Here is a 14534-nt window from a genome sequence, read left to right on the forward strand (position 1 = left end):
GCGGCGGGCCAGCCAGCCCGGGGTGCGCGCAACGCCAACGGCGCCGCGTGGCCCGGCCGGCTTCCCGCGCTGGCAGCCGGCCCCGTAATCGTCCAAACTACGTCGTTCCGCCGCGGCCACGTCGTTTCGCCGCCGGTCGCCATCAACGCCAGATCATCATCGTGCCGCAGCGCAGTGCCGCGGTCGCAGGAGTGGATATGCAAGTTTCGGTCGAATCCCTGGGCTCGCTTGAGCGCCGCATGACGTTCAACCTTCCGGCCGAGCGCCTGGAAGGGCAGGTCGACGGGCGGCTTCGTGAAATCGCGCGCGGCGCGAAGATCAAGGGCTTCCGTCCCGGCAAGGTGCCGGCGAAGGTGATCGAACAGCGTTTCGGCGCCCAGGTCCGTGCCGAGGTGCTGGATGGCCTGTTGCGCGAGAGCTTCAGCAACGCCGTGCAGCAGGAATCGCTGCGCATCGCCGGCAACCCCAGCATCGAGCCGGCCCAGGAAGGTGAGTTGTCTTACGTCGCCACCTTCGAGGTGGTGCCGGACTTCGGCGAGATCGACGTTTCCAGGCTCGAAGTGGTCCGCCACACCGCCGAGATAGGCGAGGCCGACATCGACGCGATGATCGACAACCTCCGCCTGCAGCGCCGTACCTGGGGCCCGGTCGAGCGCGCGGCCCGCGAGGGCGACGCGGTCGAGATCCAGACCTGGTCGATGGCAGAAGGCGAGCGCGTGCCCGCGGAGGGCACCGAGCGCGGCGCCGCCGTGCTGGGCGGTGGCAGCATGCTGCCGGCAATCGATTCGGCGCTGGTCGGCATGAAGCGGGGCGAAGAGAAGCAGATGGATGTCGAGTTCCCCGCCGACTGGCGGGTGCCCCAGTTCGCCGGCAAGACCGTGCAGGTCAACGTGGCGGTGACCAAGGTTTCCGAGCCCGTGCTGCCGGAGGTCGATGCCGAATTCATCAAGAGCTTCGGCGTGCGCTCCGGTGATGCCGACCAGTTCCGTGCAGACATCCGCAGCAACCTGGAGCGCGAACTCAAGGGCGCGCTGATGACGCGCCTGCGCCGCGAAGTCGGCGAGCAGCTGATCGCCGCCTACGGCGCGATCGAAATGCCGCCCCGGCTGGTTGAGGCCGAAGCCCGCGACATGGCCCGCCAGGCCGTCGAGCAGGCGCGCCGCCAGGGTCGCCAGATCGGTGAGGTCCCCGACGATGCGCACGTATCGTTCCTGGATGCCGCGCGCAAGCGCGTGCTGGTGGGACTGCTGGTGGGTGAAGTTGCGCGCCGCAACGAGCTCAAGCTCGACCCCAAGCGCCTGACCGACACCCTGAACCTGATTGCCTCGACCTACGAGGAGCCCGAGCAGGTGGTCGAGCTGTACCGCAACGACCCGCAGCTGATGGCCGGACTGCGCAGCCGGGTGATGGAGGAGCAGGTGATCGACTGGATCGCCGAGCGCGCCCAGCACACCGAGCAGCCGATGTCGTTCAGCGAGGCGATTCGCCAGTAACCCGCCGCGGGCGTCGCCTGCGACGCCACTTGCGCAACGGTCCCGCCGGCCCCAAGTTGGCTGGACCGAACCCACACAACCGACGGGTGCCGCCTGATGGACAATCCAACCAAAGCCCTCAACCTCGTCCCGATGGTGGTCGAACAGACCAGTCGCGGCGAGCGCGCGTACGACATCTATTCGCGCCTGTTGAAGGAGCGGGTGATCTTCCTGGTGGGCGGCATCGACGACCACATGGCCAACGTCATCGTGGCGCAGATGCTCTTCCTGGAGGCCGAGAATCCGGAGAAGGACATCAGCCTGTACATCAACTCGCCGGGCGGCATCGTCACCGCGGGGATGGCGGTCTACGACACCATGCAGTACATCAAGCCGGACGTGAGCACCATCTGCGTCGGCCAGGCCGCCTCGATGGGCGCGCTGCTGTTGGCCTCCGGTGCCAAGGGCAAGCGCTATGCGCTGCCCAACTCCCGCGTCATGATCCACCAGCCGCTGGGCGGCTTCCAGGGCCAGGCCAGCGACATCGAGATCCACGCCCGCGAAATCCTCTCGCTGAAGCAGAAGCTCAACGAGATACTGTCCAAGCACACCGGCCAGGCGCTGGAGACCATCGCCCGGGACACCGAGCGCGACAACTTCAAGAGCGCCGAAGCCGCGCGCGAGTACGGACTGGTGGACGAGGTTCTGGAGCGTCGCCCGGAGGACTCCGTCCAGGCCGGTTGACCCGCCTGAACGCCGTCATACAGCGCCCGGGGCGCCAGGACATGGCCTGACCAGGCAGCCCATCCGGCCCGCGGGGCGGACCGGATCGCTGTGGTATTCTCGAACCGCTGCACGCGTACGCAACCGGAGCGGGCGTCATCCGGCACCACGCACCATTCAGGCACAGACATGAGCGACGACCGACAGGGCCGCACCACCGGCGACAGCAACAAGATCCTTTATTGCTCGTTCTGTGGCAAAAGCCAGCATGAGGTCCGCAAGCTGATTGCGGGCCCGAGCGTGTTCATCTGCGACGAGTGCGTCGAGCTGTGCAACGACATCATCCGCGAGGAGCTCGAGGAGAAGGCGCAGTCGGCCCGCAGCCACCTGCCCAAGCCGCGCGAGATCCTCGAGGTGCTCGACGAGTACGTCATCGGCCAGCAGCGCGCCAAGCGCACCCTCGCGGTCGCGGTGTACAACCACTACAAGCGCATCGAGAGCCGGCAGAAGAACGACGACGTCGAGCTGGCGAAGTCCAACATCCTGCTGGTCGGTCCGACGGGCTCGGGCAAGACCCTGCTTGCCGAGACCCTGGCGCGGATGCTCAACGTGCCGTTCACGATGGCCGACGCGACCACGCTGACCGAAGCCGGTTACGTGGGCGAGGACGTCGAGAACATCATCCAGAAGCTGCTGCAGAAGTGCGACTACGACGTCGACAAGGCCCAGCAGGGGATCGTCTACATCGACGAGATCGACAAGATCTCGCGAAAGTCCGACAACCCGTCGATCACCCGTGACGTGTCGGGCGAGGGTGTGCAGCAGGCGCTGTTGAAGCTCATCGAGGGAACCGTGGCCAGCGTGCCGCCGCAGGGCGGTCGCAAGCATCCGCAGCAGGAATTCCTGCAGGTGGACACGCGCAACATCCTGTTCATCGTCGGTGGTGCTTTCGCCGGTCTCGACAAGATCATCCAGCAACGCAGCACCGAGGCCGGTGGCATCGGCTTCGGCGCCAAGGTCAAGAGCAGCGAGCGCAAGGTCGAGATCGGCAAGATCCTCGCCGAGGTCGAGCCGGAGGACCTGATCAAGTTCGGGTTGATCCCCGAGTTCGTCGGCCGCCTGCCGGTGGTCGCAACGCTCGAGGAGCTGGACGAGGCCGCCCTGGTCACGATCCTGACCGAGCCGCGCAATGCGATCACCAAGCAGTTCCGCAAGCTGTTCGAGATGGAAGACGTCGAACTCGAGTTCCGTCCCGATGCGCTGGTGGCGATCGCCCGCAAGGCCCTCAAGCGCAAGACCGGCGCGCGCGGCCTGCGGACCATCGTCGAATCGGTCCTGCTGGATACGATGTATGAGCTGCCCTCGCTGGAGAACGTCAGCAAGGTGGTCGTGGACGAGTCGGTGATCGACCACAAGACCGAACCGTACCTGATCTACCAGGCGCCCCCTGCCGCTGCTCCCAAGGTCGCCTCGGCCGACTGAGCCGGGCTCTCCAGCTGAATGGCCTGAGTCCTGAACGCCGCCCCATCCGGGGCGGCGTTTTTCGTCGTCGACGGCCGATCCTGAAGCGTGGCCCGGGCCTTGCACGGAAGCGTGGCGGGGTTGCTTGCATAGTTTCCCGCAGGCCCCCATAACCAACGCGGAGTACCACCCTTCTTCCGTCGCATGCCACCTGCGTGCCGACTCCCGACTCCGATCCTGCTGGAGGTTCCATGACCGACCCGACCGAACGCGATCTCCTGGAACTGCCCGTGCTGCCGCTTCGCGACGTGGTCGTGTTCCCGCACATGGTCATTCCGCTTTTCGTTGGGCGCGACAAGTCCATCCGTGCCCTCGACCTGGCCATGGAGGCGGACAAGCGCATCCTGCTGGTCGCCCAGAAGTCAGCCGATACCGATGACCCGGGCGCCGACGACCTGTACGACGTGGGCACACTCGCGCACGTACTGCAGTTGCTCAAATTGCCCGACGGCACCATCAAGGTGCTGGTGGAAGGCGTCGCACGCGTGAAGGTCGGGGATGTGCAGGAACGCGATGGCGTGCTGGCAGGGCAGGCGCACGTCGTCGAGCCCGTGCTTGACCGCGAGGAACGAGAGATCGAGGCGATCACCCGGTCGCTGATGGGCCTGTTCGAACAGTACGTCAAGACAAATCGCAAGCTGCCCCCCGAGTTGATGCAGACCCTGGCGGGGATAGACGAGCCGGGACGGTTGGCCGACACCATTGCCGCCCACCTGGGTGTACGCATCAGCGACAAGCAGAAGTTGCTCGAGACGCACGACCTCGGCGCCCGGCTGGAACAGCTGGTTGGCCTCGTCGATGGTGAGATCGACGTGCAGCAGCTGGAGAAGCGCATCCGCGGCAGGGTCAAGTCGCAGATGGAGAAGAGCCAGCGCGAGTACTACCTCAACGAGCAGATGAAGGCGATCCAGAAAGAACTGGGCGAGATCGACGACGCACCCAACGACATCGAGGAAATCACCCGCAAGATCGCCGAGGCCGGCATGCCCAAGCCGGTCGAGGCCAAGGCAAAGGCCGAGCTCAACAAGCTCAAGCAGATGTCGCCGATGTCCGCCGAGGCGGCGGTCGTGCGCAACTACCTCGACTGGTTGCTCGGCGTCCCCTGGAAGAAGCGCAGCAAGGTGCGCAAGGACCTGAAGGCCGCGCAGGACGTCCTGGACGCCGACCACTTCGGCCTTGAAAAGGTCAAGGAGCGCATCCTGGAGTACCTCGCTGTGCAGACCCGGGTGAAACACATGAAGGGAGCGATCCTGTGCCTGGTCGGACCGCCCGGCGTAGGCAAGACGTCGCTCGGCCAGTCCATCGCCAAGGCCACCAACCGCAAGTTCGTTCGCATGAGCCTGGGTGGCGTGCGCGACGAGGCGGAGATCCGCGGTCACCGCCGCACGTACGTGGGTTCCATGCCGGGCCGGATCGTGCAGAACCTCAACAAGGTGGGGACCAAGAACCCGCTGTTCGTGCTGGACGAGATAGACAAGATGTCGATGGACTTCCGCGGCGATCCGTCGTCGGCATTGCTCGAAGTACTGGACCCCGAGCAGAACAGCGCGTTCAACGACCACTACCTCGAGGTCGACCTCGACCTGAGCGAAGTGATGTTCGTCGCCACTTCCAACTCGCTCAACATCCCTGGCCCGCTTCTGGACCGCATGGAGGTGATCCGCATCCCCGGCTATACCGAGGAGGAGAAGCTCAACATCGCGATGCGCTACCTGTTGCCCAAGCAGTTGAAAGCCAACGGGCTCAAGCCGGAGGAGATCAAGGTGGCGGAGGGCGCGGTGCGCGACATCGTGCGCTACTACACGCGCGAGTCGGGCGTGCGCAACCTGGAGCGGGAGATCGCCAAGATCTGTCGCAAAGTGGTCAAGGAAATCGCATTGGCGGGCCCGCAACCGGCCAAGGCCAAGGGTGCCGCGCGCAAGGGTGCTGTCACCGTTACCGCAAAGAACCTGGAGAAGTACCTCGGCGTGCGCCGCTTCGACTTCGGGCGTGCGGAGGAGCAGAACGAGATCGGACTGGTAACCGGGCTGGCCTGGACGGAAGTGGGCGGCGACCTGCTGCAGATCGAAGCGACGCTGGTGCCGGGCAAGGGGCAGCTGCTGCTCACCGGCCAGTTGGGCGACGTCATGAAGGAGTCCGCGTCCGCCGCGCTGTCAGTCGTGCGCGCGCGTACGGAGCGGCTCGGCATCGACCTGGACTTCCTGCAGAAGCACGACGTGCACGTGCACGTGCCCGAGGGCGCCACGCCCAAGGACGGTCCCAGCGCAGGCATCGCGATGGCCACGGCGCTGGTCTCGATGCTCACGCGCAACCCGGTGAAGGCGGAAGTGGCGATGACCGGTGAGATCACGCTACGCGGCCGCGTCCTGCCCATCGGCGGACTCAAGGAGAAGTTGCTGGCGGCACTGCGCGGCGGCATCCGCACCGTGATCATCCCCGAGGAAAACCGCAAGGACCTGGCGGACTTGCCCAAGTCGGTGTCCCAGGGGTTGAAGATCATCCCGGCGAAGTGGATCGACGAAGTACTCGACATCGCGCTGGAACGGCCGCTGTCGCCCGCGCAACCCCCCGGCCAGGGTGAACTGCCGATCCGCGGCACGGCGGACCCTGCCAGCCAGCCCGGTGTCAAGCATTGACAAGCGGCATCGGGGCAACTTGCCGGAATTGTCCTGAAACCCGCGTCGTTACTAGCTTTCACGCTTGCGAAGGCAAAAACCCGCTGGTATAACGGGCGCAACCGCCGGGCCGCTGCGACATCGCAGGGCCGGGCGGTCTAATCGATCGGAGAGTCTGCCGGGGAAGGGGACGGTCCGGTTCTCAGAACACTGCGGCCCAGTCCGCACAGGGAGTCCATACGAATGAATAAGGCCGATTTTGTTGCCGCCGTCTCCGACGCCGCCGAGCTGTCCAAGACCGATGCCGCCAACGCCGTTGACGCGATGGTTGGGGTGATCACCAAGGCGCTGAAGAAGGGCGACACCGTGACGCTGGTGGGCTTCGGTACGTTCCAGGTCCGCAAGCGCGCCGCGCGCCAGGGCCGCAACCCGAAGACCGGCGAGACGATCAAGATCAAGGCGTCCAAGAATCCCGCGTTCAAGGCTGGCAAGGCGCTTAAGGATGCCGTAAACTAAGCAGCTCGCCCGCCGGCGCCTGACCAAGGCGCTTGCAGCATCAGGCGGGTGCTTAGCTCAGTGGTAGAGCGTCTCCTTTACACGGAGAGGGTCGGGGGTTCGAAACCCTCAGCACCCACCATCACTTGAGTACGAGTTTTGCGTGCGGAGTGGTAGTTCAGTTGGTTAGAATGCTGGCCTGTCACGCCGGAGGTCGCGGGTTCGAGTCCCGTCCACTCCGCCAGTAGTATCCAGGGGCGCCGGATGCCTGCCATCCGGCGCCCCTGTTTTGAGTTGGGTCCCGCGTGCGCGTGCCTGGTGCAGGCGTGGTGCGGGACTGCCAGGTTCAACGTGGAGCGGTAGTTCAGTTGGTTAGAATGCTGGCCTGTCACGCCGGAGGTCGCGGGTTCGAGTCCCGTCCGCTCCGCCAGTTGTCCCAGGAGGCGCCGGAATAGGCGCCTCCTTTTTTTTGCGTCGAGCCAGCAGGTGGGCCCAGCCGGGAAGACCGCCAGCGCAGGTCGCGCTAGACTGTGCGGCTCCGTCCCGACACGCGACCCCTCATGCTGCAGAAACTCCGCGAAAAAACCACTGGCGTCGTCGGCGCCGTGATCGTCGCGCTGCTGATCGTTCCCTTTGCACTGTTCGGCCTGGACCAGTACATGGTGGGCGGCGCGGCAAACAACGTGGCCCGCATCCAGGCGCCACCGACGTGGTGGCATGGCGCGCCGTCGTGGTGGCCGGCATCCATGTTCTGGCGCCACCAAGAAGTGACCGTCGAGGAGTTCCGCAACCGGCTGGAGCTGGCCCGCCAGCAGCAGCGCGAGCGGCAGGGCGAAGCATTCGACCCGGTGGCCTTCGAGTCGGTCGACAACAAGCGTGAGGTCCTGGAGACCCTGATCGACGAGAAGGCCCTGGCGATGGCCGCCGAAGCCTCCGGCATTGTCGTTGGCGATGCGATGGTGCGCGACGCCATCCAGGACATCGAGGCGTTCCAGGTGGAAGGTCGGTTCGATCCCAACCGCTACCAGCTGACACTGGCATCGCAGGTGCCGCCGCAGACGCCGCGGCAGTTCGAGCGCAGCGTTCGCGACAACCTGCGCCAGTCGCTGGCTGCCACCGCGGTCGGCAGTAGCAGTTTCGTCACCAATGGCGAGATGGACCGCCTGGTGCGGTTGCTAGGCGAGCAGCGCGACGTCGACCTGCTCATGCTGCCCGCCCCCGAGCCGGACACCGCGCCGGTAAGTGACGAACAGGCGCGCGCCTGGTACACGGCGAACGAGTCCGATTTCCGCGCTCCCGAGGCCGTCACCCTCGAGTACGTGCAGGTCAATGCCGATACCGTGCCAGCGCCGGCCGCGCCGGATGAGGCCGCCCTGCGCCAGCGCTACGAAGAGCAGCGCGAGCGTTTCAGCGCGCAGGACGAGCGGCTCGCGTCGCATATCCTGGTTCGCGTGGAAGACGGCGCGGATGAGGCGGCCGTTGCCGCTGCCCGAGGAAAGGCCGCGCGTATCGCCGCGCAGGCCAAGGCGCCCGGGGCGGACTTTGCCGCGCTGGCGCGGGACAACAGCGACGACAGCGGGTCCAGCGCGATGGGCGGTGACCTTGGCTGGATCGGACGTGGTGCGATGACAGGCAGTTTCGAGGACTCTTTGTTCGCGATGCAGCCGGGGCAGGTGAGTGACCCGGTGCGGACCGACTTCGGCTGGCACGTGATCCAGCTGCGCGAGGAGAGGTCGGGCGAAACGCGAAGTTTCGAGGATTCGCGCGAAGCCCTCGCCACCGAGCTCGCCCAGGCCAACCGTGACCGCGCGGTCAGCGAGTTCACCAGCGAGCTGGTCGACCGCATCTACCGCAATCCGTCCTCGCTGACGCCCGCCGCGAACGAAATGGGCCTGCAGGTGCAGACCGTGGGCCCGTTCACCCGCGCGAATGCGTCCGGCATTGCAGCGCATCCGGCGGTCCGGCAAGCGGCGTTCTCGGAAATGCTGGTACAGGACGGCACGGTGAGCGACCCCATTGAAGTCGCCCCTGGGTCGACCGTGCTGATCCGCGTCGTCGAGCACACCCCCGAGCGAGCGCTGCCGTTAGGCCAGGTGCGTGCCAGGGTGGACGCCGCGGTCCGCGCAGACCGCGCACGCAAGGCGGTCAAGGCGCGGGGCGAGGCATTGGTCGCGCGCCTGGAGAAGGGCGAAACCCTCGAGTCGTTGGCGACAGCGGAAGGCCTGGCGGCGCCCGAATCGGTTCCGGGCGTGCCCCGTGGCGCACCGTTGCCGGAGCCGGAGGTCAACGAGGCGGTTTTCGCCGCGCCCAAGCCGGCGCCGGGTGGCACCTCGCCCGGCCTCCAGATGCTGTCGGACGGCCGTGCGGTACTGTTCGTGGTCACCGGCGTGACGCCCGGCAGCGCTGCCACGCTCGACCAGGCCCAGCGCGATGCGCTGCGCCAGCAGTTCGCGCAGGTGTCCGGCCTTGACGACATCGAGGCGTTGACGCGATCACTGCGTCGCAACCTGGATATCGAAGTGTTCGAAGAGAACTTCTGACCGGCAGCGAAAGGACCGGAACCAACAAGAAAGCCCGGCGCGACGCCGGGCTTTTTTTGTGACGTCGGCGGGGCTGACTTGACTGCTCAGTCGGCGGCGTCGGCGTGGATGCCGGTCATCCCGACGATGTTGTAGCCGCCATCCACGTAGGTGATCTCGCCGGTCACGCCCGAGGCCAGGTCCGAGCACAGGAACGCGGCGACGTTGCCGACGTCCTCGATGCTGACGGTGCGGCGAAGCGGCGCGTTCTCCTCCACGTGCCCGAGGATCTTGCGGAACCCGGCGATGCCTGCCGCGGCCAGCGTCTTGATCGGCCCGGCCGAGATGGCGTTGACGCGCGTGCCCTCCGGACCCAGGTTGCAGGCCAGGTAGCGCACGGTGGATTCCAGGCTCGCCTTGGCCACGCCCATCACGTTGTAGCCGATGAGCGCGCGCTCGGCACCCAGGTAGCTGAGGGTGAGGATGGAGCCCTTGCGCCCGGCCATCAGCGGCCGGGCGGCCTTGGCCAGTGCCGCCAGCGAATAGGCCGAAATATCATGGGCGATGGCGAAGTTCTCACGGGTGAGCCCGTCCAGGAACTGTCCGGCGATCGCTTCGCGCGGCGCGAACGCAATGGCGTGCACCAGGATGTCGAACCCGTCCCAGTGCTCGCCCAGCTGGTCCATGCAAGCGGCGATCTGCGCATCGTCGGTCACGTCGAGCGGCAGCACGATGGCGCTGCCGTAGTCGGCCGCGGCGCTTTCAACGCGCGATTTCAGCTTGTCGTTCTGGTAGGTGAAGGCGAGTTCCGCGCCCTCGCGGTGCATCGCCTCGGCGATGCCCGTGGCGATGGACCGCTGGCTGGCGATACCGGTGATGAGTGCGCGCTTGCCTTGCAGGAAACCCATGTTCGTCCCTCGAATGGTGGTGGCCGGGTGCCGGCGGTGCCGGCAGGGGCGCTAGTGTGCCCTGTGCACCCGGGAGCGGCCACCGGGAGGAGGCCTCAGGGTGACGCCGCGGGTGGGTCGACGTGAAGCGCGGTGCCGGGTTGCAGGACGCTGCCGGGGCGCAGTCCGTTGAGGCTGAGCAGGTCGGCCACCCGGATTCCGTAGCGACGCGCGATCAACCACGGGTTCTCGCCCCGCGCCACCACATGCCGCCTGGGTCCGGTGTGCGACGAGACGCGGGTGGCGGCTGCGCCCTGGGTGGCGGCGCCCGCGACGGGAGCGGTGGCGCGGGTTGCAGGCCCGGCCACGCCCGCGCCGCTCGCGCCGGTCACGTCCGGGACAACGTCCCCCGCGGCAGCGGTGGTCATCCGGTCGGCGGTCCTGGCGGCAGGCACTGGTACCAGCAATTGCCTCGAACCCGTCTGGCCCTTGCCGATGCGGCCGCTGCGGAAGGCGGGATTCAATTCGCGAAGGCGTGCCGCCTCGTACCCGCCGTGCGAGGCCAAGGCGTCGACGCTGGCAACTCCGTCGGGGACTTCGACCGCGACCAGCGTTTCAATCGGTGCCCGCAGCGCCTCGCGACGCAGAGGGTCGTCGGCGGTGGCCGCCACCACGCAGGCCAGCGCCCGCAATTTGCGCACGTAGGCCTGGGTGATATCGGGGATGCCGCGCAGGGCCTCGGGTCGGGCATCACGGGCAACCTGCCCGTTGCGCTTGAGGGCGCCGAGGATCCGGTATTCGCCCGCGTTGAATGCCATGGCCCCGAGGCGCCAGTCGCCGGCGAACATGCCGTGGAGCGTGCGCAGGTAGCGGACTGCGGCGCGGGTGGAATCCACCGGCGAGTAGCGCCCGTCATACCCCTGGTCCACCTGGATCTTGTGGTTGCGTGCGGTGAGGGCGATGAACTGCCACAGTCCCGCCGGGCCGGCCGGACTGCGTGCTCCGGGCTTGTAGCCGCTCTCCACGAACGGGATGAGCGCGTACTCGGTGGGCAGGTGCGAGTCGCGCAGTGCATCGACCACGTAGGCGAACAGCGGCATGACGTCGCTACCCGGTTGCGCCAGCTTGGAGGGGGCACTGGCGAAGTGTCGGCGCCAGCGGTCGCTGACCTCGCCTTCGCACCCGGGATCGGAAAGGCCTTCCCGGAACGAGTGCAACACCGACAACCCGGTACGAGGGGCCGCGCTCGCCTCCGTCGCTCCGGTCGTCGCCTGCGGCGCGGCGGGACCCTCCGCGGCCGCCACGCAGGCGCTGGCCATCAGCAGCAGCACCGAGATCACCCGCGCGAGGCGTGCGGACCCTGTCCCGCGCCGGTCGCGGCGGCTCATGCGACGAACCCGTCCTTCCAGCGCCGGAGCTCGGCGAAGACGTCGGCGGCGGATCCGGGCGCACGGCCCAGCCGCCCACGGACGGCCTCGACGATCGCCGGGGCGCGCGTGCGCAGGAACGGATTGGCGGCGCATTCGTCCGACAGCAGGGCGGGCAGGGTGGGGAGTCGGGCAGCGCGCATGGACTGGGCCTCTTTGAGACGGCGCAGCAACGCCGGGTTGTCAGGATCGACCACGCGGGCGAACGCCGCGTTGGACAAGGTGTATTCGTGGCCACAGCAGACGCGGGTGCCGCCCGGTAGCGCGGCGAGGCGATCCAGTGACGCCAGCATCTGGGGGGCGTCACCTTCGAACATGCGCCCACAGCCCAGGCTGAACAGGGTATCGCCGCAGAACAGCAGTGGCGGCTGGCCGTCGGCCAGATGGAAGGCGACGTGGCTCAGGGTATGCCCGGGCACGGCGATCACCTCCAGCGTCCAATCGCCGGCCACCACCCGGTCGCCGTGGCCGACGCGGTGGGTGGCAAAGGCGATGCGCGGATCGTGTGGGGCATGCACCGGCAGGCCGGGCCAGCGCTCCAGCAGTTCGGCCACGCCGCCGACGTGGTCGGCATGATGGTGGGTGAGGAGGATGGCCACGGGGCGCAGGCCTGCCTCCGCCGCCTCCAGTACCGGTCGTGCCTGACCCGGGTCGACCACCAGCGCGGTGCCGTCCGAGGCCTGCAGGGCCCAGATGTAGTTGTCGTTGAATGCGGGCAGTGCCAGCAGGGGCATGGTGACGCTCCCGGACGGATCGCGCAGAATCCATCGTAGATCCGCGCATCCACCCTGTTTCCTGTTCAGCCGGGGACCTGTCCAGCGCCCCCCTTGGCCTGAGGCCACGCGACCATGCCCGCCCCTGATCCCGTGCGTCAACCCGAGCGAGCCGGTCCCTTCTTCGAAGCGGGCGCGGGCCGGGGCCTGCTGGAGGCGGAATCACGGGCGATGCAGCGGGCGATCGAGGCCATGCCGTCCCTCCCGTGGCTCTGGATCGGCCCTTGCGGTGCCGCCATGCCATCGCTGGATCGGCCGCGCGGACTCCGCATGTCCTGCTTGCCGGGGCGGGAGGCGGACGTGGGGGCCTTTGCCGGCGACCTGCGATGCGAGTTGCCCTGGCCGATCGCAAGCGACACCGTGGGGATGGTCCTGGTGCAGCACGCCGCCGAAGAGGTGCGTGACCCGCGGATGCTGCTGGACGAATGTGCCCGCGTGCTGGTACCCGGCGGCACGCTCTGGCTGTCGGTGCTCAACCCGCTCAGCCCGTTCCGTGGCCGCTGGTGGCGAGGCGGACTGCATGCCAGCGCGCTGGGCACCTGGCAGTCGCGGCTGCGCCGGTCCGGACTGGTGCCCGACAGCCTGAGCGTGCAATGGCTCGGCCCGTACTGGCGGACCGATCGCCACGACAGCGGCGTGGCCGCACGCGACAGGCTGCGCGCCGCCGTTGCCATCACGGTGGTCAAGCGCGTGCATGCCGCCATCCCGCGACAGCCGTTGATGCGATTCCGCCTGCAGGCCGGTGGCGTGGGTTCGGCATCCATGGGGCGGTCGATTGCCCGGTCGGTCCCGGGACGGGGCCATGGCAGGGGTGGATGACGCCATCGCCAAGCGAGCGATAATGGCGCGATGAACCAGGCTTCCCCGAACGAAACGAACAAGGCGGTCGAGATCCACACCGATGGCGCGTGCCTGGGCAATCCCGGCCCCGGCGGCTGGGGCGCTCTGCTGCGTTGCAAGGGACGCGAGCGCGAGATCTCCGGCAACGATCCGGCCACGACCAACAACCGGATGGAACTGATGGGCGCGATCATGGCCCTGGAGACGCTCAGCGAGCCCTGCACCGTCGTCCTGCACACCGACTCCCAGTACGTCCGCCAGGGCATCACCCTGTGGATGCCCAACTGGGTGCGGCGCGGGTGGAAGACCTCCGGCGGCGATCCGGTGAGGAACCGCGACCTGTGGGAGCGGTTGGAGCTGGCGACGCGTCGGCATTCGATCGACTGGCGCTGGGTCAAGGGCCACTCGGGGGATCCGGACAACGAGCGTGTGGACGTGCTTGCGCGCGACGCGGCGCTCAAGCTGCGCGCCGGCGCGGCCTGACCACTGCCGTAGACTGCGACGATGCGTCAGATCATCCTGGATACCGAAACCACCGGCCTGAGCTGGGAGCGGGGCAACCGCGTGGTGGAAATCGGCTGCGTCGAGTTCATCGAGCGCCGCCCGACCGGCCGCACGTTCCACTGCTACCTCAATCCCGATTGCCCGTTCGAGCCCGGCGCGCAGGAAGTGACCGGCCTGACGCTGGAATTCCTTGCCGACAAACCGCGCTTCGCCGAGGTCGTCGACGAGTTTCTGTCTTTCATCGACGGCGCCGAACTGGTGATCCACAACGCTGCCTTCGACGTCGGCTTCCTGGACAATGAGCTGCGGCTTGCGGGGGCCCACCACGGGGCGCTGTCAGATCGCTGCGTGATCGAGGACTCGCTGCTGCTCGCCCGGCAGCGCTATCCTGGCCAGCGCAATTCGCTGGACGCGTTGTGCAAGCGACTGGGCGTGGACAACGCCCACCGCCAGCTGCACGGCGCGCTGCTGGACGCCCAGTTGCTGGCCGAGGTCTACATCGGGTTGACCTCCGGCCAGGAAGAAATCGGCTTCGGGGCCGCCGGCGCCGGCGCTGTCGCTGCAATCCCCACGTACCGCGGGGCCACCGGCCCGCGACCGCGCATCCCGATCCCGACCGTCGACCTGCAAGCACACCAGTCACGGCTCGCAGGCCTGCGTAAGAAGGCCGGCCAGGCGGTCTGGGACCGCCTCGGGGAGCAGGAAGCGCAATGGCAGGCGCCGGTGCTGGCCTGACGTTGCAAGCCCCCGTGGCCGCT

General features: G+C 67.6%; 12 protein-coding genes and 3 tRNA genes. 12 read left to right on the forward strand and 3 right to left on the reverse strand.

Annotated elements, in window-relative coordinates; genetic code table 11:
* Window positions 1-197 precede the first annotated feature (197 nt).
* The 9 genes from tig to ACJQWL_RS13015 all read left to right on the forward strand — a co-directional run bounded on the left by tig (window position 198) and on the right by ACJQWL_RS13015 (window position 9366).
* Complete coding sequence (tig, locus tag ACJQWL_RS12975; protein ID WP_330969844.1) at window positions 198-1493, forward strand: trigger factor; 1296 nt, start codon at window positions 198-200, stop codon at window positions 1491-1493.
* Window positions 1494-1589: 96 nt separating this feature from the next.
* The gene (gene clpP, locus ACJQWL_RS12980) at window positions 1590-2216 is read left to right on the forward strand and encodes an ATP-dependent Clp endopeptidase proteolytic subunit ClpP (RefSeq protein ID WP_330969845.1); all 627 of its coding nucleotides are present in this window, start codon (window positions 1590-1592) and stop codon (window positions 2214-2216) included.
* 168 nt (window positions 2217-2384) lie between these two features.
* Window positions 2385-3677, forward strand: coding sequence for an ATP-dependent Clp protease ATP-binding subunit ClpX (gene clpX / locus ACJQWL_RS12985; RefSeq protein ID WP_330969846.1), 1293 nt, complete (start codon window positions 2385-2387; stop codon window positions 3675-3677).
* Between the two features lie 230 nt (window positions 3678-3907).
* Entirely contained in the window at window positions 3908-6352 is a 2445-nt protein-coding gene (gene lon / locus ACJQWL_RS12990) for an endopeptidase La (RefSeq protein ID WP_330969847.1), read from the forward strand.
* Window positions 6353-6574: 222 nt separating this feature from the next.
* Window positions 6575-6847, forward strand: a complete 273-nt coding sequence (gene hbs, locus ACJQWL_RS12995; protein WP_330969848.1) for a non-specific DNA-binding protein Hbs — start codon at window positions 6575-6577, stop codon at window positions 6845-6847.
* A gap of 46 nt (window positions 6848-6893) precedes the next feature.
* Window positions 6894-6968 (forward strand) — tRNA-Val (locus ACJQWL_RS13000).
* 25 nt (window positions 6969-6993) lie between these two features.
* Window positions 6994-7070, forward strand: a tRNA-Asp gene (locus ACJQWL_RS13005).
* Between the two features lie 109 nt (window positions 7071-7179).
* Window positions 7180-7256: transfer RNA gene (locus ACJQWL_RS13010), tRNA-Asp, on the forward strand.
* Window positions 7257-7386: 130 nt separating this feature from the next.
* Window positions 7387-9366 (forward strand): peptidyl-prolyl cis-trans isomerase, encoded by a 1980-nt coding sequence (locus ACJQWL_RS13015; RefSeq protein WP_330969849.1) that lies wholly within the window; start codon window positions 7387-7389, stop codon window positions 9364-9366.
* An 86-nt stretch (window positions 9367-9452) separates the two neighbouring features.
* On the opposite strand, the gene ACJQWL_RS13020 is transcribed toward ACJQWL_RS13015, so the two are convergent.
* The 3 genes from ACJQWL_RS13020 to gloB all read right to left on the reverse strand — a co-directional run bounded on the left by ACJQWL_RS13020 (window position 9453) and on the right by gloB (window position 12393).
* Window positions 9453-10253: an enoyl-ACP reductase FabI gene (locus ACJQWL_RS13020; RefSeq protein WP_330969850.1), complete on the reverse strand. Its 801-nt coding sequence runs from the start codon at window positions 10251-10253 to the stop codon at window positions 9453-9455.
* A 95-nt stretch (window positions 10254-10348) separates the two neighbouring features.
* Window positions 10349-11620 (reverse strand): lytic transglycosylase domain-containing protein, encoded by a 1272-nt coding sequence (locus tag ACJQWL_RS13025; protein WP_411300944.1) that lies wholly within the window; start codon window positions 11618-11620, stop codon window positions 10349-10351.
* Entirely contained in the window at window positions 11617-12393 is a 777-nt protein-coding gene (gene gloB / locus ACJQWL_RS13030) for a hydroxyacylglutathione hydrolase (RefSeq protein ID WP_330969766.1), read from the reverse strand. The genes ACJQWL_RS13025 and gloB overlap by 4 nt, the downstream gene beginning before the upstream one ends.
* Window positions 12394-12732: 339 nt before the next feature.
* On the opposite strand from gloB, the gene ACJQWL_RS13035 reads away from it, so the two are divergent.
* From ACJQWL_RS13035 to dnaQ, 3 genes are read left to right on the forward strand one after another with little or no spacing between them, the layout of a single operon-like run.
* Complete coding sequence (locus ACJQWL_RS13035; protein ID WP_411300945.1) at window positions 12733-13251, forward strand: methyltransferase domain-containing protein; 519 nt, start codon at window positions 12733-12735, stop codon at window positions 13249-13251.
* Between the two features lie 30 nt (window positions 13252-13281).
* A complete protein-coding gene (gene rnhA / locus ACJQWL_RS13040) occupies window positions 13282-13755 on the forward strand; it encodes a ribonuclease HI (protein WP_330969764.1) in 474 nt (157 codons plus the stop codon).
* A 21-nt stretch (window positions 13756-13776) separates the two neighbouring features.
* Window positions 13777-14511, forward strand: a complete 735-nt coding sequence (dnaQ, locus tag ACJQWL_RS13045) for a DNA polymerase III subunit epsilon (RefSeq protein WP_330969763.1) — start codon at window positions 13777-13779, stop codon at window positions 14509-14511.
* The last annotated feature ends 23 nt before the right edge of the window (window positions 14512-14534 follow it).

Source organism: Novilysobacter viscosus, assembly GCF_046600715.1.
Lineage (GTDB): Bacteria > Pseudomonadota > Gammaproteobacteria > Xanthomonadales > Xanthomonadaceae > Lysobacter_C > Lysobacter_C viscosus.

Excerpts from the sequence above, each read along its gene's own strand:
- tig (WP_330969844.1), top strand. The coding sequence starts at position 198 with ATGCAAGTTTCGGTCGAATCCCTGGGCTCGCTTGAGCGCCGCATGACG.
- clpP (WP_330969845.1), top strand. The coding sequence starts at position 1,590 with ATGGACAATCCAACCAAAGCCCTCAACCTCGTCCCGATGGTGGTCGAA.
- clpX (WP_330969846.1), top strand. The coding sequence starts at position 2,385 with ATGAGCGACGACCGACAGGGCCGCACCACCGGCGACAGCAACAAGATC.
- lon (WP_330969847.1), top strand. The coding sequence starts at position 3,908 with ATGACCGACCCGACCGAACGCGATCTCCTGGAACTGCCCGTGCTGCCG.
- hbs (WP_330969848.1), top strand. The coding sequence starts at position 6,575 with ATGAATAAGGCCGATTTTGTTGCCGCCGTCTCCGACGCCGCCGAGCTG.
- ACJQWL_RS13015 (WP_330969849.1), top strand. The coding sequence starts at position 7,387 with ATGCTGCAGAAACTCCGCGAAAAAACCACTGGCGTCGTCGGCGCCGTG.
- ACJQWL_RS13020 (WP_330969850.1), bottom strand. The coding sequence starts at position 10,253 with ATGGGTTTCCTGCAAGGCAAGCGCGCACTCATCACCGGTATCGCCAGC.
- ACJQWL_RS13025 (WP_411300944.1), bottom strand. The coding sequence starts at position 11,620 with ATGAGCCGCCGCGACCGGCGCGGGACAGGGTCCGCACGCCTCGCGCGG.
- gloB (WP_330969766.1), bottom strand. The coding sequence starts at position 12,393 with ATGCCCCTGCTGGCACTGCCCGCATTCAACGACAACTACATCTGGGCC.
- rnhA (WP_330969764.1), top strand. The coding sequence starts at position 13,282 with ATGAACCAGGCTTCCCCGAACGAAACGAACAAGGCGGTCGAGATCCAC.
- dnaQ (WP_330969763.1), top strand. The coding sequence starts at position 13,777 with ATGCGTCAGATCATCCTGGATACCGAAACCACCGGCCTGAGCTGGGAG.